The organism is Aquimarina intermedia (assembly GCF_008124785.1).
Taxonomy (GTDB): domain Bacteria; phylum Bacteroidota; class Bacteroidia; order Flavobacteriales; family Flavobacteriaceae; genus Aquimarina; species Aquimarina intermedia.
In genome coordinates, this window is record NZ_VNHU01000004.1 from 88,336 (window position 1) to 108,556 (window position 20,221).

Below are 20,221 nucleotides of genomic sequence, written 5' to 3' on the forward strand. Positions count from 1 at the left end.
TAAAAAGTATGCATTTTGAGAGCTAATGGATGCATTGGTACGCCTTTCGGTTTAATGGTCATGGGGGTAAGATAAAATAGTGCTTGCAGTATTTGAATTTAAAAAAGTTTACTCCGGATCCTAAATTGAAACGGCTTTTTATTAAAGATTCCTCCAAAGAGCACTGGAGACTCTGGATTATAAGAAAATATATCCTTCCCTTCTGGTACGGAATAAAATGCTAAAAGGCAAGGAAGTATAATGCATCCTTGTCAAATTAAATAATAAATAAAAAACATGAACAGAACCTTCTGTATATTCTTCCTCTTGCTGAATCTTCACCTATCGTGTGCCCATAAAAAGGAGGCTATATTTCCGTCTAGAGGTCTCATTACAGAATCAGTATATTCATCGGTAACTGTACAACCAGACAGTCTCTATCAGGCGTATGCTACTGTTCAGGGAATACTAGACGCAAATTTGGTTGAGGAAGGCGATCTGGTATCCAAAAATGAAGCTATACTAAAAATAACCAACACCGCACCAAGGCTCAATGCCGAGAACGCAGCCTTAACGTATCAATTAGCTAAAGAAAATTATCAGGGAAACGCACAGTTACTTAAAACACTAAAAAATGAAATAGAAGCTGCAACCTTAAAGATCAATAACGATTCTATCAATTATTACAGACAAAAGAACTTATGGAATCAAAGTATTGGTTCCAAAATTGAATATGATACAAAGTATTTAACCTATCAACTCTCATCTAATACCCTTAAACAATTAAAAACAAAATATCAGCAAACAAAAAATGAACTGAGTACACAGGTTAAACAATCCAAAAATTTATATGAGAATGCTACTGTTTTACTAAAAGATCATACGATAGTAAGTAAAATTGACGGTAAAGTCTATGCAACATATAAAAACCCAGGAGAACTCGTGAATACAATGGAACCACTTGCCACAATCGGTAACGCAACGGTATTTGTTCTCGAAATGCTGGTGGACGAAGTTGATATCGTTAAAATTAAAAAAGGCCAGAGCGTCCTTGTTACTCTAGATGCGTATAATCAAAAGGTATTTGAAGCCAGCGTACATAAAATCTATCCTAAAAAAGATCAACGAAATCAAACCTTTACGGTGGAAGCATATTTTAAAAACCATCCTGAAATATTATACCCGGGATTGTCAGGAGAGGCAAATATTATTATCGCTTCCAAAGATAATAGTCTCTATATTCCTAAAGAATATCTTATAGAAAACCAGCGAGTCAGCACTGAAAATGGAGAAATTAAGATAGTGAAAGGAATAGAAAATATGGAATATGTCGAAATAGTATCAGGATTGGAAGAAACTACGCAAATCTATAAACCAGATTAAAATGAACTGGACGGTAATCCTACATATAGCAAAGACTCATCTGGTGACCAAAATTAAACAAACGGCCACCGCTGCTTTAGGTGTTACCTTTGGTATAGGTGCGTATATCACCTTGGTATGTTTTATGACAGGACTCAATAGTATGCTTGATGATCTAATTCTCAACCAAACTCCGCATATTCATATTTTCAACGAAATTGAACCTTCAAAAAACCAACCCATCGATCTGTATACTAAAATTGAGAGTTCTTTGAATATGGTGCACTCTATCAAACCAAAACAAAGCCAAAAAAAAATTCACAATGCACTCCCCTTATTAATATATCTTAATAACGACGCGAAAGTCAGAGGTGCCACTCCTCAAATAAAAACTCAGATTTTTTACATGGCAGGGTCTATAGAATTAGGAGGTAATTTGACGGGCATTAAAGTTTTGGAAGAAGCTCGTCTGTTTAATTTTGAAGATTATATAATTAATGGAACTACCCTGGATTTGCAAAATACAGACAATGGTATTCTATTAGGAGCGGGTATTGCAGATAAAATGTCTTTGGATATTGGGGATCGAGTCTTGGTGAGTACAATAAAAGGCGATATTTTTCCATTAAAAATTGTTGGAATGTTTCAAAGTGGTATCGCTGACATCGACAATATACAGAGTTTTGTAAAATTAAAAACGATACAACGTATTTTGGGGGAAGCCGAAAATTATATTACTGATATCAATGTAAAACTTTATGATCTTGCAGAAGCTATACCCATGGCACAACGTATTGAAGCTCAATTTAATTTGAAAGCTATTGATATAACCACCGCAAATGCTCAATTTGAAACGGGTACAACGATACGAAATCTGATAACCTACGCAGTCTCCATTACACTATTAATTGTTGCCGGTTTTGGTATTTATAATATTTTAAATATGTTGATTTATGAGAAGATGAATGACATTGCGATTCTTAAAGCCACCGGCTTCTCGGGAAAAGACGTTCAGATGATATTTATGAGTCAGGCTATCATCATCGGACTTGTCGGAGGTTTTTTAGGGCTCCTGATCGGGTACGTACTCTCGTCAATAATTGATCGAATTCCATTTAATACCGAAGCGCTTCCTACGGTTACTACCTATCCTATCAACCATAACATCTGGTTTTATGTGATCGGGATTACTTTTGCCATGCTTTCGACTTTTCTAGCCGGATACCTTCCCTCCCAAAAAGCAAATAAAATAGATCCCGTTCAAATTATCAGAGGTCAATAACTTACTCCCATGAATCCAGTCTTAGAAGCAAAAAATATCAATAAATATTTCGAAAAGCCTGTATCTTTTCATGTGTTGAAGGACATTAATTTTAAAATAAAAGAAGGTGAGTTCGCTTCGATAATGGGTAAATCAGGCTGTGGCAAGTCTACATTGCTCTATATTTTATCTACTATGGATACGGACTATCAAGGTCAACTGTTCTTGAATAATGAATTAATTACGGGACAAAAACGAGATATCCTTTCACGCATTAGAAATAAACATATCGGCTTTGTATTTCAGTTTCATTATTTACTTTCAGAGTTTTCAGTTTTAGAAAATGTGATACTGCCTGCCAAAAAACTTGGAGAAAAATCGCTACCTGAGATTAAAGCCTATGCTATGGAAAAGTTAAGAATTTTAGATATCCATACATTGGCTGACAAAAAAGCCTCAAGAATATCCGGAGGAGAAAAACAACGGGTAGCGATTGCACGTGCTCTAATAAATGATCCTGCTATCATTATGGGTGACGAGCCCACGGGGAATCTGGATAGTCATAATTCTGAAAATGTGTTCAATATTTTCAGACAGCTTTGTGATGACCAAGGCTTATCATTATTGGTGGTTACACACGACAAAGATTTTGCGGATAAGACAGATCGCATTATTGAGATGGAGGATGGGAGAATCATTCATAGTTAAAACTCAAAAACCAATACGGTTTTTGAGTGAAGGCACTTCCCATTGAATCATTTCTTTTAAAAATTCATCTACCTTTTCAACGATCAGTTTTTCTGAAATATCGGTAGGTTTAAAAACACCAAGTTCTTGAATATTACTTTCCTGACTTGAACTTTCGACTAGAGGAAACATAATAAAAATATATACATCTCCATTATGCATTTGTGAAAAGACTAACGCGCTACCTCCAATAAATTGATATGCCGGAATTTGATTGGTACAGTCAATCAGTTCTGGCGGAAAAGCATAAAAATTAATATTTACTGCTTCGTTATTGCCAATCCAACTAAGTTCTTGTACCTCCCATCCTATCGGATATTGATTTTCAATTGTCGTTAAAATGCTATGAATTAGCTTTTTTGTTGTTTGTTTCCACACAGTCTTCTTTTCTACAACCGTACGTATCGATTCCTTATAATCGTTCACGCGTTCTTCTAGATGTTCGATTTTCATAATAATCTGTAGTATTTATAAATAATAATCAATAAGAATATAGGTCCTCAATTATTCTTTTTTTTCTTTTAACCGCTCTTGCTTTTTAAAATAACCTCTCAAAAGAAAATTATGCTGCAAAGCTTCCATGCTTTGATTAAACTTATAAGTTCCTTCCTTGATATAGAATAATGTTGAATCAATGGACCGAACTACTGAAGCATCGTTTGTTAGGTAATTAAGTACACCATCCGCGTCTTTTAGCTGCTCAAAATAATTAGTAAGATCTGTACTCATTTGCTTTATCTTCATGCTGGATTCGTCCAGATTAGCTAACAAATTTTTAATTTGCGTACCTGATACTGTATCAAATGCAATCGTATTTATTACTGAGTTGTTGCTTTGGATCGTCTTGAACGCAGCATTGGTTTCTCTTAAAACCTGAGATGCCTGAGCACTAGCTAATTTAAGATTATTCATTGTTTTTTTGAGATCTTTAGCAACTAAGGAGTCGTTGATAAGCATACCCAACGTTCCTTTACCATTCAATATCTTAGTGGTTAACTTCAATAAATCGGCGGTAAGAAGGGCAGCGTTTTCATTAGTAACATTCAGTGTAGTTAGCATATCATCTGCACCTATTCTACTATAGGTACGAATGGTATCGCCGCTTTTTACTATTGTTCCATCTCCCGATTGCGGAATAATATTGATGAGCATATTACCCACCAACCCATCAGATCCAATCGTAGCAATTGCGTTTTGTTTAATGTGTTGGCTCAAATCTTCTTGGATTGACATTCCTACGACAATTCTGGAATCATTAATCATTAAAATTTTATTGACAACCCCTACATTAATACCGGCATGTCGTACATTATTACCTAGTTGCAAACCATTTAAGTTTTTAAACTCCGCGTACAATGTGATAGTATTACTAAATAGATTTTGTCGTTTTCCTATAAAATACAACGCTGATATCAGAATAAGGGTGCCTAAAACAACAAAAACACCAAGTCTAAAATTTTGAGAACTACTATTTTTTATGCCACTCATATCAATGATTATTTAAAAAATGCTTTTACCAAAGGATCTGTAGACTGCACCAATTGTTTGTAAGTACCCTCGATATAGTTTACGCCGTTGATCAATAAAATTATCTTGTTAGAAATTACACGCGCACAATCCACATCATGGGTAATAATCAACGATGAAGTACTGTATTTTTTCTGAATAGTTCTCATGAGCTCTATAATTTCTTTGGCAGTTATCGGGTCCAGTCCTGTCGTAGGTTCGTCATAAAGAATAATCTTTGGTTTTAATATCAAGGCTCTGGCGAGTGCCACTCTACGTTTCATTCCACCAGAAAGTTCAGCAGGCATTAAATCAATTGCCTCCGATAAGCCCACATTCTCCAGCGCTTCTTTAACTAAATTTATGTTTGATTCTCTTATTCTCAATCGCTCCTTATGTCGTCTCAGAGGAAACTCCAAATTCTCTCGAACTGTCATAGAATCATATAAGGCACTACCTTGAAACAAAAACCCTATCTCTGTTCTCAATATATCTAATTCTTGTGGTCTCATCATGGTTATATCTTTGCCCCTGATAGTTATTGTACCACTATCTGCGTGCATCAAACCAACCAGGCACTTGATCATTACCGATTTTCCTGATCCCGATTTTCCCATGACTACCAAGTTCTCACCCTCATACAATTTCAAGTTAAAACCATTCAATACCCTATTGTTACCAAAGCTTTTCACCAGACTATCTATTTGTAAGACCGGATCTGTATTTATTTCGTGTTTCATATTTCAAAAAATATATCGGTCACAAAAACAGCGATAAAATCTATTATGAATAAGAGCATAGAACTATAAACTACTGCCGCGTTTGAGGCTTCACCTACCCCAACGGTTCCTTTTTTACAAAAATATCCTTTATAACACCCCACAAGACCAATGGCAAAGCCGAAAAAAAATGTTTTGATCGTGGCTGGTATAAGGTCGTTAAAGTGTAAAGCATTAAAAACTTTACCAAAGTATAATTGATAAGATACTGCACCTTTTAGGTTCTCGACTATGGCTGAACCTATCAAAGCGATCGCATCTCCAAAAATTACAAGAATCGGTAACATTAGAGTAGCGGCCGTTATTCTGGTAATCACTAAATATTTGAATGGATTAGTCCCCGAAACCTCCATCGCATCAATCTGTTCTGTTACTCGCATGGAACCCAATTCTGCTCCAATTCCGGAACCTATTCTACCTGCACAAATTAATGCAGTAATCACAGGACCTATCTCTCGCACTATCGATATACTTACCATAGATGGCATCCAGGACTCTGCTCCGAATTGCATTAATGTCGGACGAGACTGTAAGGTAAATACCAGCCCCAGTATAAACCCTGTTACCCCAACCAGTAACAATGATTTATTTCCAATTTGATAGCATTGTCTTAATAGCTCTTTAAATTCGAAAGGCGGTGAAAAGACTTCTTTGAAATAACGGTGTGCAAAGAAAGAAAGTTCTCCTATTTCGATAAAAAAGTTTCTAAAACGAGCTAATACCTCTTGCGAATATGCCATGATCTCTTGAGTTCCTTAAATGTCTACACGACCCAGTCATTTATCGTTTTACCATACTTAAAGCATCTAAAACTAAAGATAAGCACGTTGATGAACTATGATAAAAATCATCAGTTCCCTTGTCTGACTTTCAACCGGACACCGAAATCTTGAAATAATAGAAAAGAGAAAGTTCTTCTTTAAAGTTGATATTTAAAAAATATAAATATCTTTAGCCTAACAATCTAAACTTTTAATTTATGAAAAAATTAGTTATTCTAGTCTTAGTACTCACAACCACAATTGCTTCTGCTCAAAAAAGAAAGGACAAAGAAGGAAGTATTAAAAACCTCAAAGGAATTACAGCTTATAATTTGGTTTTCGATTATGAAAATCTCAAAGTTGATAAATTTGATACTGAAGAAGAGTTTCTTGAAGATAAGATGGGTAAGCGAGAAGAGAAAGAGGCCGGCAAAGGAGAAGAATTTAAGAAAAATTGGTTTGCCGATCGTGAAAATCGCTATGAGCCAAAATTCATTGAATCTTTTAATAAACGGTTTGACGCTGATGAGATGAAAGCCGACAAAAACTTAGCTGAAGCAACCCATACCATTAAAATTAAAACAACTTGGATTTACCCCGGCTACAATGTTGGTGTAATGCGTCAACCAGCAAAGTTAAATGCTACCATAAGCGTATATGCGAATGACAATCCTGATAAAATTTTATATAAAACTGATTATATAAAAGCACTAGGTAACGGAGCTATGGGATACGATTTTAACTCGGGGTATAGAATCTCTGAGAGTTATGCAAAACTAGCTAAAACCTTTGCATCACATATTAAGAAAAAGGCAAAATAAGAAATAAGTTGAAATTAAAAAGTCGGTTGTATTAAGGTACAACCGACTTTTTTATAAAAACTTTTCTTGATTATATTTTCTTTGAATGCAGACGGTATCGCCAAAAGGAAACGCCACCAAGGATTACTAAAAACAAAATAGAATAATATACTGAGCTTGGAGTGATTACCTTATCACCACTAGCATACGAATGCAACCCTTTTAGATAAAAGTTAACTCCAAAATAAGTCATCAGAATACTATAAACAGCCAATATAGAGGCAAAATTGTACCACCACTTACTTCGTAATCCGGGAACCAGTCGCATGTGAATAACAAAAGCATATACCATAATACTAATTAGTGCCCACGTTTCTTTAGGATCCCATCCCCAATAACGACCCCAACTTTCATTAGCCCACATACCGCCTAAGAAATTACCGATAGTAAGCATCACTAAACCAATGGTTAAAGCCATTTCATTAATAATAGTGATTTCTCTAATATTGAGATCCATTTTCTTTTTATTGGACTTGGTTGTCAAGATTATCAATATCAGTGCAAGTATTCCCAAAATTGCTCCAACAAAGAAGGGACCATAGCTGGCTACAATTATAGAAACATGAATGAGTACCCAATATGAATCCAAAACAGGCTGCAAATTAGCGATCGCCGGATCTGTCCAGTTTTGGTGTGCAAAAAATAATATGATCGCTGCTACAAAGGTAGTTGCTGCAATTGTAAGGTTACTTTTTCGACCAAATGCTAATCCCAGTGCCAATGTTGCCCATGCCACATAAATCATGGACTCATATGCATCACTCCAGGGAGCGTGACCCGATACATACCATCGCATAATTAGACCTGCTGTATGTAAAGCAAAAAGCAAAATAGTAAGCCCTATGACTCCGTAGATTATACCACGTATTGCTTTTTTATCCTTAAAAATTCTCACAATCACAAAAACCATCAATAACAAACCAACGACCCCATAATATTTATATAGGGAACGAAAAATATCATATTTATTAAGTGCTATTTCAGTTTTGATTTTATTATCAGAAGGAAGGATATCAGCACCAAATTTTTGTTGAAAGCTTTTGATACTTTCTACATATTGATCGGGTTTGCTATAATCTCCCGTGGCACGTGCCTCTTGCAACGACTGACGATAAATTGCAAGTATTTGACGGGTATAAACAGAATCCATACCTTTAAATCCTGCCTCATTAAGCTCTGGTACCGAAACCCATTTCTTATTCTCATCATTTGGAATCGGAAAAACCCGCAGAATTCCGCCACCCAGGGCTTGATTCAATAAGTAAAATTTTTCATGTGTTTTTAAGAAGTCCTTATCAAAACTAGAAGGTGTATTTGTAGTACTGGCAGCTTCCAAATAAGGATCTAATTTATACGAACCATCCGGCTCAAATAAATCTATCAGCGAAATTCTACGTTCTGTTTTGGGTACGCCTAGAATTTTACGAATACTATCATTCTCTTTTTGTATTTCAATAATAGGCACACTGTACCATATAAATGGATTTTCAAGCATCGAAACAAACACCTGATCTGCATTCAGCCCTTCATATGTATCATTTTTACTCAATTTTCTAAGCAGTTCTGAAGAAAAGGTGTTTACAGGCTTCATACGTCCGCGCTCATCCTGAATTACTATGCTTCCGAATTTTGCTGCGTGTTCTTTAGGTACCAAATTAGCTTTTATAACAGAATCCAACTCAGCTTTGCTTGGTAAGGTTTGCAACGGACCCGCTACATGCCCAGGTTCTGTCTGAGCAAAAGAAAAACCAGTACATAGTAGGGCCAATAAAACGGTTAACCTTTTCTTTTTATTTTTCACCTTAGAAAGCATTCCATCCAAATCTTTAAAACGGGAACCTTTCGTAAATAAAATCAACATCATGCCAAGGTATAAAAGCATATACCCTGCATAGGTAATATAGGTTCCCCAGAAATCGTGATTTACTGAAAGAATAGTTCCTTTTTCATCAGGATCAAAAGACGCCTGAAAAAAGCGGTACCCTTTGTGGTCCAAAATATGATTCATATAAATGTCATAGGGAGTTGAGCTGTTACCTTCAACAATTTCTACTTTACTCTTGTACGATTTATAAACTTTTTCAGTTCCAGGATATTTTTCTGCAATAAAATCATTGAGTTTTAATGCGAAAGGTAATTCTAGACGTTTTGAACCATAACTAAAATACATCTCAAGACCGCCCAAAGAAATTTTTTCCATATCATTTGCATAACCCTTACCCCCTAACAACTTAACTTCTCTGGTCTCACCATTCGTTGTGACGGCAATAGTAAGTGCGTCTTGTTGTCCTTTCTCTTTCTCCTCAGTAGGTACAATATCATACACACCTTTAATTACGGGATCCGGAATCACGAACTGCATTCCGGCAGTTTGATATAAGGAACGTAACATCAACGGTTGCTTTTCACCTTTAGTCAAAGTTCCTTGTAATTGATCTGCCATACGCATGTAAGTTCCATCAAATGGAGAATCAATAAAATACTCATCATTCTCATAGGTGATATTAATAGCACCCTCGGTAGGCTTATTAAAAGCAATTAGTACATTATGAATGTTGGATACTTCACCGGCTTCTAGAAAATGGTCATGCCGATTACCATCTCCGGCTTCAACAATCTTAAGATACTCAGTTCCTTCGTCTGATGGAACAAGTCCTAACTCAGCACCGTTTACAAAATTTTTGTAATCAATAATGACCTCTTGTTGATTATAATCTGTCTCAATAGTAAAATCATTCTTGGTCGCCTCAGCTAACTCTAAATCTTCAGAAACAACGCGTCTTCTCGGTTCTCCATTAATTTCACCATCCATAAAAACGGTTAAATATGTTTTTTCTGATAAAAATGTAGACGTGGTCTCCCCTTCTCTAATTGGCATAACGCCTTCATAACTGATATATCTGGTGACAAAAGCACCTAAAAGAATCAAAATAAAGGATAAGTGAAGCAAAAGTGTTGCCCATTTTTCTCTTTTATATAATTTATAGCGTACGATATTTCCGCAAAAGTTAATAACAAAAAAAGCCATTATAGCTTCAAACCACCAGGTGTTATACACCCAAATACGCGCAGCTGTAGTTCCATAATCATCTTCTAAGAAAGTTCCTACCCCCATAGAAACTGCAAATACTATAAACAAAAGGGCCATTATACGTGTGGAGAACAAAATACTAAGCAATCTATTTTGCATAATCTATTTTCTTTTTTAGCTCGGCAAATTTAATGATTTTAAGAAGATTTTAAGCCATGAACCTATAGTATATATTCGCTTTTAACAGAACTCGTTTTCTAAGGTGACAATTTGTTTTAACTTCCTTATTTTTGCGGAATGATACGGGTAATACTTCTTGGTTCTGGTAATGTGGCTGTTCATTTATATGAAGCCATACAAGCTATGAATACATTTACTGTGATTCAATGCTACAACAGACGCGGGATGTTGCTCCATCCTAATCAGGAACCCGGAGTTGTGACCTCTGATTTTTCAAAAATAAAAGAGGCTGATCTATATATTATCGCAGTAAGCGACACTGCTATATCAGATGTTTCGGAAAATTTACAATTTGAGAATCGCTTAGTTGTACATACCTCTGGTAGTGTAGCTATGAATGCAATTCATGACAAGCATCGCAAAGGAGTACTGTATCCGTTACAGAGTTTCAGTATCAATAAGCCTGTGGATTTTACAACCATTCCCATGTGTTTAGAAGCGGAACAAGAAGACGATTATTACATACTTCAACAATTGGCTGAAGGTTTATCACAACACGTATATGCCATCACATCAGCGCAGCGTAAGACCATTCATCTAGCAGCGGTATTTGTAAATAATTTTACCAATCACTTGTACCAAATTGGAAAAGAAATTTGTGATCAGCATCAGGTTCCCTTTGAAATATTACAACCTTTGATACAGGAAACATCGGCTAAGATAGTTTCGACTTCGCCATTAGAGGCACAAACCGGTCCGGCCAGACGTTATGACCAGGCTACCATACGAAAACAATTAGAAGCTTTGACAAACCCATTGTATAAAGCGCTTTACGAAAATTTTACTAAATCTATTCAAAATACACATGGAGAAGAGTTATAAAGAATATTTACAACATATTACAACGTTTATTTTTGATGTAGACGGGGTGTTAACTAATGGCAATGTCGTAGTTCACACTGATGGACAATTGTTACGAACAATGAATATCAAAGATGGATATGCCTTAAAAACAGCAGTTCAAAATGGATTTAATGTTTGCGTTATATCAGGCGGTACCAATGAAGGGGTTAGACAACGTCTAAGAGGTTTAGGAATTACGGATATTTACCTTGGTGCGCACCATAAAGTGGATCAGCTGGATGAATATATGGATATCTACAATATTAAAGCCGAAAACGTCCTGTATATGGGCGATGATATTCCCGATTTACCGGTAATGGAAATGATTGGTTTACCAACTTGTCCGCAAGATGCGGTTCCAGAAATCAAGGCCATATCTAAATATGTATCGAATAAAAAAGGAGGTAAAGGATGTGTACGTGATGTAATTGAGCAGGTGTTAAAAGTACAAGGCAAATGGATGAATCAATTTGATGCCAAATATGATTAATGATCAAACATAATTAATTTTACTGCTACCTATGAAAATTGTTTTTGCCACCAATAACCCAAATAAGTTAAAAGATATTCAGTCTATTGTTCCGGATTCCATTACTATTGTAAGTTTAAAGGATATTGGATGTGATGAAGATATTCCTGAAACTTCACCAACTATTGAAGAAAATGCCGTTCAAAAAGCAACCTATGTTAAAGAACAGTATGGGTATGATTGTTTTGCCGATGATACAGGTTTAGAGATAATAGCACTAAACAATGAACCAGGTGTATATTCTGCTCGTTATGCCGGCTCAGCTAGGGATTCTAAAGCCAATATAGCTAAGGTCCTCACTAATCTCAACAGTATATCAGATCGATCCGCGCGTTTTAAAACTGTAATTGCGTTACAGCTTGGAGAAACTACACACACCTTTACTGGTATCTGTGAAGGTTCAATTAACCAAGATCCAAAAGGCGATCAGGGCTTTGGGTATGATCCTATTTTTATTCCTAAAGGATACAAGGAAACGTTTGCCGAACTACCCGCTTCCTTAAAAAACAAAATAAGCCATCGGGCAAAAGCTATGCAGAAGCTACTTACCTTTATAGAAGAAGATTTGTCATAATTTATATTTTACTTTCTCAGCAAATAAAAAAAGCCTCTGGGGCTGAGGCTTTTTCGTTTCGGGGTAATTAATAATGTAAACTTGTAGGCAAAAAAAATTCAAACAAACAATTAAAAAACAACTACAATATCTCTCTTACTTTTTCTTTGATCAAATATACTTTTGTTATACACAAAATATTAAAAATGAAAAGCAATGAATTGTTCAAAAGCCGATGAAAAGCAATATTGATCGATAAAGTGTTTTTATTGTTTTTTTATCTTCCATTTGCTCAAAAAAAAATACGGCTAAGCTTATAGTTTCGTTGCATACTTTTCAAGATTATTGTAACATTACGTCGTAAAATTTCTAAACACATTCATGAAAAGTCAAGCTAATTCTTCTAGTGCCCCAGAAAATGATGAAATTATTGAAAATAGAGAATTAAGTATTTGGGAAGCCATACTCCCAATTATCATATTGGTGGGTATGTTATTTTATAACGTAGCATTTGCCTTTGGTGATGATGCACTAAGTGGAAGTAATCAGTTTATTTTACTTCTGGGAGCAGCGGTAGCAGCTATAGTGGGATTTTTTAATAAGGTTTCTTATAGCACAATGATGGAGGAAATCGCAAAAAATATAAAATCTACTTCCAGCGCACTTCTGATTTTGTTAATGGTAGGATCCCTTGCCGGAACTTGGTTAATTAGTGGAATCATACCAACAATGATCTATTACGGCTTACAAATTTTAAACCCTACTATTTTTTTGGCAGCTTGTGTGGTAATATGTGCCATAATTTCTATTGCGACCGGGAGTTCATGGACCACCTCGGCTACGGTAGGTATTGCATTGATCGGTATTGGTGATACTTTAGGAATTTCATTAGGTATGACTGCGGGAGCTGTAATTTCCGGAGCCTATTTCGGTGATAAGATGTCCCCCTTGTCTGATACCACAAATTTAGCTCCTGCCATGGCTGGTGCTGATTTGTTTACTCATATAAAATATATGATGTACACTACCATCCCAACTGTTACAATTACACTTATTGTTTTTACGATCATTGGGTTTACTATAACTACCACGGGAGCACCGGAGATCAGTGGTCAGCTTGCAGCAATTGATAGTGCGTTCACTATTACTCCGTGGCTATTTTTGGTACCTGCGCTGGTTATATTATTGATCATAAAAAAAACACCCCCATTAATAGCATTGCTTGCGGGAACACTTCTAGGAGCGATAGCTGCTATTATTGCTCAACCCGATATTGTTATGAATATTGCCGGTAGTAAAGTATTAGATTTTAATGCGGCTTATATCGGAGTAATGAAAGCTATAACCGTTGATACAGCGGTAGAAACTTCAAGCACTCAGTTAAATGATCTTTTTGCTTCTGGCGGAATGGCAGGGATGTTGGGCACAATATGGTTGATAGTGTGCGCTATGGTTTTTGGTGGAGTCATGGATGCTATAGGAGCACTTGCCCGTATCAGCAAGGCTTTGCTTAGCTTATTTGATTCTATCTTTGGGTTATTTGCAAGTACTGCTTTAAGCTGTGTGGTGCTTAACGCCACTGCTTCTGATCAATATTTGGCTATTGTAGTACCTGGCAGAATGTATGCCAAAGCATTTAAAGATAAAGGTCTTGCACCCGAAAATCTTAGTCGAACTTTGGAAGATTCGGGTACGGTAACTTCGGTATTGATTCCATATAACACTTGCGGTGCCTACCAAAGTGGTGTATTGGGCGTGCCGGTTGCAGAATACTTTGTATATGCCATCTTTAATTGGCTGAGTCCCTTTATGACCCTTTTCTTTGCGGCCTTTAGTATAAAAATAAGGAAGTTAGTTACTTCAAATTAGATTCTGGCATTTAAAGGTCATAGTTTTAAAAAATTCAGAATGGGAAAACTTGAAAACTATGTCTCAAGCTCTTAATCCAAAATAGGAATAGGCTTTTTATCGTGGTCAATTGCTACAAACTTGAAGTTTCCCGAAACGGCTATTTCTCGATCATAAGTATACATATCTTCCTTATAAATATCAACTTTAACCAAGCAACTTGTTCGTCCGACTTCACTTACTTTTGCCACTAGCTCTATAATGGATCCTGCCGGAATTGGTTTTTCAAAATCAATTTTATCACTTGAGATCGTAACTACTTTTTTTCTGCTAAAACGGGTTGCACAAATAAAAGAAACTTCGTCCATAAGTTGCAAGGCTGTTCCACCGAATAAAGTTTCATAATGATTAGTAGTATTTGGAAAAACAGCTTTAAAAATACGAGTCTCTGAGGTTTCAATAAGTTCTGTAATAGATGACATCATGGTACGTATTGGTTTATATTATAAAGTATAATGTCAAAGGTACTTTTATCCTCTTATATTTGTACTATCTATTAAAAAAGAATACATGAATATTATTGAGAGTCTCCAATGGCGCTATGCAACTAAAAAGTTTGATCCTTCTCGACTACTTCCAAATGAAAAAATTGATATTTTGGCACAAGCCTTTAATCTTACGGCTACCTCCTATGGTCTACAACCGCTTCGGTTAGTTATTATCCAAAATAAAAAGCTACAACAGGAATTAACCAAGCATTCATGGAATCAACATCAGGTTGCCGATGCATCACATCTACTTATTTTGTGTATTGAAAAACGTGTAGCAGAAACTTTTATAACTAAGCATTTTGAGAATGTAAAAGCCATCCGTAATACAGATGACACAATTCTGGATCCTTTTAAGCAACAATTAATAACCTCTTTTAAGGATAAGCCAAAAGAAGATATTACAAATTGGGCAGCCAAGCAAGCTTACCTCGCTATGGGAAATTTACTAACTGTATGCGCTACAGAACAAATAGACGCATGCCCCATGGAAGGCTTTATTCCTGAGAAGTACGATGAAATTTTAAATTTAAGCGAAAATGATCTTTCTTCGGTACTCGTCTTACCGGTAGGTTATCGAGCGGAAGATGACATGTTTTCTAAGCTACAAAAAGTAAGACGTAATATGGGAGAAACCGTGATCTACCACAATGCTGATAACTAAGTTTTCAATATTCAAAAAACAATATAAATTGGAATGAATCACCTTCTTTTAGGTATTTTTGCCAATAGCAATACCGTACACTATATATACGGATTATACTATAATCACTTTTAAAACAAAACTGGATGCCAGGATTTGAATTATTTGGAGCAGAAGAAAAAAAAGAGGTACAAGATGTATTAGACAATGGTGTCTTAATGCGTTATGGTTTTGATGGCATGCGTAATGGTCATCATAAAGCGCTGGAGCTAGAACAAGCTTTAGCTAAAAGAATGGAGTCAGATTATGCTCAAGTTGTATCAAGCGGAACCGCTGCGTTAACAGTTGCATTGGCCAGCGCGGGTGTTGGTCATGGTGACGAAGTTATTGTACCTACATTCACATTTGTAGCTAGTTTTGAGGCTGTCTTATCCGTAGGTGCTATTCCTATCTTATGTGATATAGATGATACATTAACACTAAAACCTGAAGCAGTAGAAGCGGCTATCACTAAAAATACTAAGGTTATTATGCCTGTACACATGTGTGGCTCTATGGCAGATCTTGATGCCCTTCGAGAAATTTGTGATACGCACGACCTTATATTATTAGAAGATGCTTGTCAGGCCATTGGAGGTACCTATGATAATAAGCCACTGGGAAGTATAGGAGATCTAGGGTGTTTTAGTTTTGATTATGTAAAAACCATAACCTGTGGTGAAGGCGGAGGTCTCATTACTAATTCTAAAGAGTATGCTGAGCGTGCACATAAATATCAGGATCACGGACATGATCACATTGGTAATGATCGTGGAGCTGAATCGCATCCATTCTTAGGGTACAATTATCGCTTATCAGAATTAAATGCTGCTGTTGGTATCGCACAATTGAGAAAATTGGATGAAACCTTAGCAAAACAGAAAAGAACTTATACAGTTTTACGTGACGCTCTAACCACTATTCCTGAAGTGACTTTTAGAAAAGTTCCTTTAAAAGGAGAAGAAAGCTACGCTTTTTTGAATATTTTCTTACCCACTGAAGATTTAGCTAGAAAAGCACATAAAGCTTTGGGAAGTCATGGGGTTGATGCGTGTTTCTATTGGTACGATAACAACTGGCATTATTACAAAAAATGGGAGCATTTGTTGAATCCGAGTACGTTGGTCCGATTCTCTGATACAATAAACAAACGTCTCAAAGACAATAACAGAAGCTTCGAGGAGAGTGATGCCTGGATGGGACGAACAGTTTCATGCCTAATAAAGGTTGGATGGTCTCCAGAAGAGGTTCAGGAAAGAGCTGAACGCATGGTATCAGCCATTCAAAGTGTTTTGTAAAGAACAAATATATACTATAAATAAAAATGCGTGATTCTATTACAAGAATCACGCATTTTTTTATACTATTTGAATATGGTTAATACGTTACATATTCCATTATTTCTAAACCATAGCCTATCATTCCAACTCTTTTTTGTTGTACTGAGTTAGAGACCAAGCGAAGCTTGTGTACATTTAAGTCATGCAATATTTGAGCGCCGATACCAAAATCCTTACTATCCATTATAATTGCAGGAGCTTTCACTACCTCTTTCCCGTTTTGTAATTCCTTGAGGTCTTTCAGACGATTAAGCAGGTTGAGGGATTGACTTTCCTGATTAATAAAAATGATAACCCCCTTGCCTTCGTTATTGATACGCTGAAACATCGCATCCAAGCGCTTATCTGCATTATTAGTCAATGTACCTAAGATATCATTATTGAACAAGGTAGAGTTCACCCGTGTTAATACAGGTTCATTATCAGCCCACTGCCCTTTGGTCAATGCTATATGGATTTGATTATTAGTAGTTTGCTTATAAGCTCTGAGACGATATTCTCCAAAACGCGTTACTATATCAAAATCTTCTTTTTTCTCAATTAGAGAATCATGTTGCATCCTATAAGCTACCAAATCCTCGATAGAAACAAGTTTAATATCAAATTTTCTTGCTACTTCAACCAATTGTGGCAGTCTTGCCATGGTACCATCTTCATTCATAATTTCGACAATCACACCAGCAGGCTTGAGTCCTGCCAGTCTGGCAAAATCTATAGCAGCTTCTGTATGACCTGTACGACGTAACACGCCTCCTTGTTTTGCTTTTAAAGGAAAAATATGACCTGGTCTGGCAAGTTCATGAGGTTTTGTGTTAGGATTTGTTAAAGCATTCACCGTTTTTGCACGATCGCTTGCAGAAATACCTGTTGTTACTCCTTCTCCTTTCAAATCAACTGATATTGTAAAAGCCGTTTCTAAAGGATCCGTGTTATTACCAACCATCATATTCAACTTCAGCTCTTCGCAACGTTTTTCAGTTAACGGAGCACAAATAAGTCCCCTACCATGTGTTGCCATAAAATTGATCATTTCTGGTGTCACTTTTTCGGCTGCTGCCAAAAAATCCCCTTCATTCTCCCGATCTTCATCATCGACCACTATAATAACTTTACCTTGACGGATATCATCAATGGCTTCTTGTATAGTATTCAGTTTCAATTTGGGCTTACTTTCAGTAGTTTGAGACATACTTTTTATCTTATGTATTCTTGGCAAAGATACCTAAACTCTCGAATTATTTGAATTTAGTACTTCTTTTTGTAAATATTTTCTTTATCGGCTGGATAAAAATATCCATATTAAATATTTGCTGATCCGTTGTCGCTTTATAGGTTAAGAAAATACTTAACGGGAAAATTATAAAGGTAGATAACCATGATCCCACAAATGGTGGAATCCCACCTTCTTCAGCACTATTTTTTGCAAAAACTCCGATAAAATGATAGGTAAGAAATAAGGTTACCCCTATAACGATAGGAAGTCCTAATCCTCCTTTGCGTATAATGGCTCCCAGAGGTGCTCCTACAAAAAAGAGCAACACGCAAGCAATTCCCAAGGCATATTTATCATGCAAGGACATTTCATATTTGTTTAAATATTTTCGCTTAACCTTAAGACTGTTTTCTACGCTATTCAATCTTCTCAAAACCCCGTCAACATTAGAGTGTGCTAAACTAGCGATTTGCATCTTTTCTCGGGTATTGAATAACGAGAGAAGATTTAATCTATCCGGTGTAAATTTTTTAATACTGTCTTTTTCCAGGTTTTTACTAAGATCATCAACTCCATTACGCCTTGATACTTCGCTACGAGCGGATATCATTTCATTGTCCACTTTGGTAGAAAGCGTATCAATTTCTGCTCTCAAATCTCCAACATTGAGCATATTATGCCCTTTTCTATAATTTTGAGCATTCATGTCAACCGTTCCTAATTCTGATAGATCAATATTCAAAACGTATTCTTCAAACTGAACTTTAGCAAAAGGTAATTTTCTCTTATTTTCCCTGGAGGTCGGCTGTACTTCGTTATAATAGTTACCGTCCTTGAGAACAAGTGTAACGAGATCGGATTCGGTACTCCCTTTCAACTCCCCATCGTTTGCTTTGATTACTACAAAGTTACCCGGTTTATCATCTTTTAAATGTATAATTACATCTCTCAGATATTGATCGTTATCACCGTATTTCTCTGCAACCTTGATATTGAAATCCCCAAGATCATTAAATTGGTTCGCCGTTATCACCATGGCGGGCTTTACCTGTACAATATTTTTACGAAGATTAATAAATTTCCTTTCGGATGCAGGAATAACTGTGTTTGAAAAGAAAAATGCACCAATACCCACTAATACAATAAAAACGGATAAGGTTCGCATCGCCCTTTTAAGTGAAATCCCAGAAGATTTCATAGCTGCGAATTCATAATTCTCAGCAAAATTCCCAAATATCATTATCGAACTCAGCAATATGGTTAGCGGTAGTACCATAGGAATTAACCGAGGAGACGCCAACATTAAAAATTTCAAAATAACACTGAGATCTAAATCTTTACCCGCTAACTCTGATATAAACAACCAGATCGTTTGCAGCAAAAGAATAAACATGATAATTAGAAAAAGCGGAAAAAACGTTTTTAAAAATGTAGTAAGAATATATCGATCTAAGATTTTCAATGGAAGTGATTAATCTAAACGGTTTATATAATAATTATCATACTTTGATTCATCAAAAACGAATAAGGTTTTTGAGAGCGGCTGATTGGTCTTAAAACTATTCACTGTAAAAGTTACATTCGTACCATTATGCTGCGTCTGAATCATTTTGTAAATATGCTTTGTTTCTTTATCTATACCAAGTAAAATTTCTTTTAATTCACTATTAGAATCTATAGGAACTAATTTAATGAATTGAATTTTACGTCCGTTGATATCCTGAACATTGTCCATATCATAACGATAACCATCTTCATAAAAGGTAAGCATTTTGGAAGGAGTAATACTACTCTCATCTTCTTCATTCTGATTAGAGATACTAATCTCTTCATCTTCAGGTACTATTAAATGTAATTTTTTACCATCATACATTTGTTTAGTTCCCATTAAATTAAGAACATACTGATTCCCTTTTATCGTTACATCCCCTCTTGTTTCCTGAGAAACATTTTCTCTAGGATTGCTCAAAGCGTATTTAAAACCAATAACAATATTGTCATAACTTTTTACTTTTTGCGACACCTGATCCAATAACGATTTAGCTTCTTGCGCTTGCATCGCATTTACTCCAACTACAAATAATAGAAATACTACTAATTTTTTCATTTTATGATTTTATTTTCGGTCGATTTTATTAA

19 protein-coding genes are annotated in these 20,221 nt (G+C 35.8%); 10 read left to right on the forward strand and 9 right to left on the reverse strand.

What is annotated here, in order from left to right:
* Positions 1-276 precede the first annotated feature (276 nt).
* The 3 genes from BD809_RS07745 to BD809_RS07755 are packed head-to-tail and all read left to right on the forward strand — an operon-like array spanning position 277 to position 3,310.
* Positions 277-1,362 carry an efflux RND transporter periplasmic adaptor subunit gene (locus BD809_RS07745; RefSeq protein WP_148782405.1) on the forward strand — a complete coding sequence of 362 codons (1,086 nt, stop codon included), beginning with the start codon at positions 277-279 and terminating at the stop codon, positions 1,360-1,362.
* Between the two features lies 1 nt (position 1,363).
* Positions 1,364-2,623 carry an ABC transporter permease gene (locus BD809_RS07750; RefSeq protein WP_148782406.1) on the forward strand — a complete coding sequence of 420 codons (1,260 nt, stop codon included), beginning with the start codon at positions 1,364-1,366 and terminating at the stop codon, positions 2,621-2,623.
* Between the two features lie 9 nt (positions 2,624-2,632).
* The gene (locus BD809_RS07755; protein WP_148782407.1) at positions 2,633-3,310 is read left to right on the forward strand and encodes an ABC transporter ATP-binding protein; all 678 of its coding nucleotides are present in this window, start codon (positions 2,633-2,635) and stop codon (positions 3,308-3,310) included.
* Between the two features lie 3 nt (positions 3,311-3,313).
* Here the strand turns inward: BD809_RS07755 and BD809_RS07760 are convergent, their stop codons facing one another.
* The 4 genes from BD809_RS07760 to BD809_RS07775 are packed head-to-tail and all read right to left on the reverse strand — an operon-like array spanning position 3,314 to position 6,374.
* Positions 3,314-3,802 (reverse strand): hypothetical protein, encoded by a 489-nt coding sequence (locus tag BD809_RS07760; RefSeq protein WP_148782408.1) that lies wholly within the window; start codon positions 3,800-3,802, stop codon positions 3,314-3,316.
* A gap of 51 nt (positions 3,803-3,853) precedes the next feature.
* A complete protein-coding gene (locus BD809_RS07765) occupies positions 3,854-4,837 on the reverse strand; it encodes an MlaD family protein (protein ID WP_148782409.1) in 984 nt (327 codons plus the stop codon).
* Positions 4,838-4,845: 8 nt separating this feature from the next.
* Positions 4,846-5,595, reverse strand: a complete 750-nt coding sequence (locus tag BD809_RS07770; protein WP_148782410.1) for an ABC transporter ATP-binding protein — start codon at positions 5,593-5,595, stop codon at positions 4,846-4,848.
* Positions 5,592-6,374 (reverse strand): MlaE family ABC transporter permease, encoded by a 783-nt coding sequence (locus tag BD809_RS07775; RefSeq protein ID WP_148782411.1) that lies wholly within the window; start codon positions 6,372-6,374, stop codon positions 5,592-5,594. Before BD809_RS07775 ends, BD809_RS07770 begins: the two co-directional genes overlap by 4 nt.
* A gap of 239 nt (positions 6,375-6,613) precedes the next feature.
* Here BD809_RS07775 and BD809_RS07780 point away from each other — a divergent pair, with 239 nt between their 5' ends.
* Positions 6,614-7,216, forward strand: coding sequence for a hypothetical protein (locus BD809_RS07780; protein ID WP_148782412.1), 603 nt, complete (start codon positions 6,614-6,616; stop codon positions 7,214-7,216).
* 70 nt (positions 7,217-7,286) lie between these two features.
* On the opposite strand, the gene ccsA is transcribed toward BD809_RS07780, so the two are convergent.
* Positions 7,287-10,445, reverse strand: a complete 3,159-nt coding sequence (gene ccsA / locus BD809_RS07785) for a cytochrome c biogenesis protein CcsA (RefSeq protein ID WP_148782413.1) — start codon at positions 10,443-10,445, stop codon at positions 7,287-7,289.
* Between the two features lie 138 nt (positions 10,446-10,583).
* Here ccsA and BD809_RS07790 point away from each other — a divergent pair, with 138 nt between their 5' ends.
* From BD809_RS07790 to nhaC, 4 genes are all read left to right on the forward strand, one after another.
* The gene (locus BD809_RS07790; protein WP_148782414.1) at positions 10,584-11,348 is read left to right on the forward strand and encodes a Rossmann-like and DUF2520 domain-containing protein; all 765 of its coding nucleotides are present in this window, start codon (positions 10,584-10,586) and stop codon (positions 11,346-11,348) included.
* Complete coding sequence (locus BD809_RS07795; protein WP_148782415.1) at positions 11,332-11,859, forward strand: KdsC family phosphatase; 528 nt, start codon at positions 11,332-11,334, stop codon at positions 11,857-11,859. The genes BD809_RS07790 and BD809_RS07795 overlap by 17 nt, the downstream gene beginning before the upstream one ends.
* A 31-nt stretch (positions 11,860-11,890) precedes the next feature.
* A complete protein-coding gene (locus BD809_RS07800) occupies positions 11,891-12,472 on the forward strand; it encodes a non-canonical purine NTP diphosphatase (RefSeq protein ID WP_148782416.1) in 582 nt (193 codons plus the stop codon).
* Positions 12,473-12,832: 360 nt separating this feature from the next.
* Complete coding sequence (gene nhaC, locus BD809_RS07805; RefSeq protein WP_148782417.1) at positions 12,833-14,320, forward strand: Na+/H+ antiporter NhaC; 1,488 nt, start codon at positions 12,833-12,835, stop codon at positions 14,318-14,320.
* 71 nt (positions 14,321-14,391) lie between these two features.
* Here the strand turns inward: nhaC and BD809_RS07810 are convergent, their stop codons facing one another.
* Positions 14,392-14,781, reverse strand: coding sequence for an acyl-CoA thioesterase (locus BD809_RS07810; RefSeq protein WP_148782522.1), 390 nt, complete (start codon positions 14,779-14,781; stop codon positions 14,392-14,394).
* Between the two features lie 88 nt (positions 14,782-14,869).
* Between BD809_RS07810 and BD809_RS07815 the strand changes: the two genes are divergently transcribed.
* Positions 14,870-15,511: an NAD(P)H-dependent oxidoreductase gene (locus tag BD809_RS07815; protein ID WP_148782418.1), complete on the forward strand. Its 642-nt coding sequence runs from the start codon at positions 14,870-14,872 to the stop codon at positions 15,509-15,511.
* Positions 15,512-15,636: 125 nt separating this feature from the next.
* Positions 15,637-16,827, forward strand: coding sequence for a DegT/DnrJ/EryC1/StrS family aminotransferase (locus tag BD809_RS07820; RefSeq protein ID WP_148782419.1), 1,191 nt, complete (start codon positions 15,637-15,639; stop codon positions 16,825-16,827).
* Positions 16,828-16,906: 79 nt separating this feature from the next.
* On the opposite strand, the gene ribB is transcribed toward BD809_RS07820, so the two are convergent.
* The 3 genes from ribB to BD809_RS07835 are packed head-to-tail and all read right to left on the reverse strand — an operon-like array spanning position 16,907 to position 20,189.
* Positions 16,907-18,058, reverse strand: a complete 1,152-nt coding sequence (gene ribB, locus BD809_RS07825; protein WP_148782420.1) for a 3,4-dihydroxy-2-butanone-4-phosphate synthase — start codon at positions 18,056-18,058, stop codon at positions 16,907-16,909.
* Positions 18,059-18,104: 46 nt separating this feature from the next.
* The gene (locus BD809_RS07830; protein ID WP_148782421.1) at positions 18,105-19,544 is read right to left on the reverse strand and encodes an LptF/LptG family permease; all 1,440 of its coding nucleotides are present in this window, start codon (positions 19,542-19,544) and stop codon (positions 18,105-18,107) included.
* Between the two features lie 9 nt (positions 19,545-19,553).
* The gene (locus BD809_RS07835; RefSeq protein ID WP_148782422.1) at positions 19,554-20,189 is read right to left on the reverse strand and encodes a LolA family protein; all 636 of its coding nucleotides are present in this window, start codon (positions 20,187-20,189) and stop codon (positions 19,554-19,556) included.
* Between the last annotated feature and the right edge of the window lie 32 nt (positions 20,190-20,221).

Coding starts and splice junctions, on each gene's coding strand:
- BD809_RS07745 (WP_148782405.1), top strand. CDS start 277: ATGAACAGAACCTTCTGTATATTCTTCCTCTTGCTGAATCTTCACCTA.
- BD809_RS07750 (WP_148782406.1), top strand. CDS start 1,364: ATGAACTGGACGGTAATCCTACATATAGCAAAGACTCATCTGGTGACC.
- BD809_RS07755 (WP_148782407.1), top strand. CDS start 2,633: ATGAATCCAGTCTTAGAAGCAAAAAATATCAATAAATATTTCGAAAAG.
- BD809_RS07760 (WP_148782408.1), bottom strand. CDS start 3,802: ATGAAAATCGAACATCTAGAAGAACGCGTGAACGATTATAAGGAATCG.
- BD809_RS07765 (WP_148782409.1), bottom strand. CDS start 4,837: ATGAGTGGCATAAAAAATAGTAGTTCTCAAAATTTTAGACTTGGTGTT.
- BD809_RS07770 (WP_148782410.1), bottom strand. CDS start 5,595: ATGAAACACGAAATAAATACAGATCCGGTCTTACAAATAGATAGTCTG.
- BD809_RS07775 (WP_148782411.1), bottom strand. CDS start 6,374: ATGGCATATTCGCAAGAGGTATTAGCTCGTTTTAGAAACTTTTTTATC.
- BD809_RS07780 (WP_148782412.1), top strand. CDS start 6,614: ATGAAAAAATTAGTTATTCTAGTCTTAGTACTCACAACCACAATTGCT.
- ccsA (WP_148782413.1), bottom strand. CDS start 10,445: ATGCAAAATAGATTGCTTAGTATTTTGTTCTCCACACGTATAATGGCC.
- BD809_RS07790 (WP_148782414.1), top strand. CDS start 10,584: ATGATACGGGTAATACTTCTTGGTTCTGGTAATGTGGCTGTTCATTTA.
- BD809_RS07795 (WP_148782415.1), top strand. CDS start 11,332: ATGGAGAAGAGTTATAAAGAATATTTACAACATATTACAACGTTTATT.
- BD809_RS07800 (WP_148782416.1), top strand. CDS start 11,891: ATGAAAATTGTTTTTGCCACCAATAACCCAAATAAGTTAAAAGATATT.
- nhaC (WP_148782417.1), top strand. CDS start 12,833: ATGAAAAGTCAAGCTAATTCTTCTAGTGCCCCAGAAAATGATGAAATT.
- BD809_RS07810 (WP_148782522.1), bottom strand. CDS start 14,781: ATGTCATCTATTACAGAACTTATTGAAACCTCAGAGACTCGTATTTTT.
- BD809_RS07815 (WP_148782418.1), top strand. CDS start 14,870: ATGAATATTATTGAGAGTCTCCAATGGCGCTATGCAACTAAAAAGTTT.
- BD809_RS07820 (WP_148782419.1), top strand. CDS start 15,637: ATGCCAGGATTTGAATTATTTGGAGCAGAAGAAAAAAAAGAGGTACAA.
- ribB (WP_148782420.1), bottom strand. CDS start 18,058: ATGTCTCAAACTACTGAAAGTAAGCCCAAATTGAAACTGAATACTATA.
- BD809_RS07835 (WP_148782422.1), bottom strand. CDS start 20,189: ATGAAAAAATTAGTAGTATTTCTATTATTTGTAGTTGGAGTAAATGCG.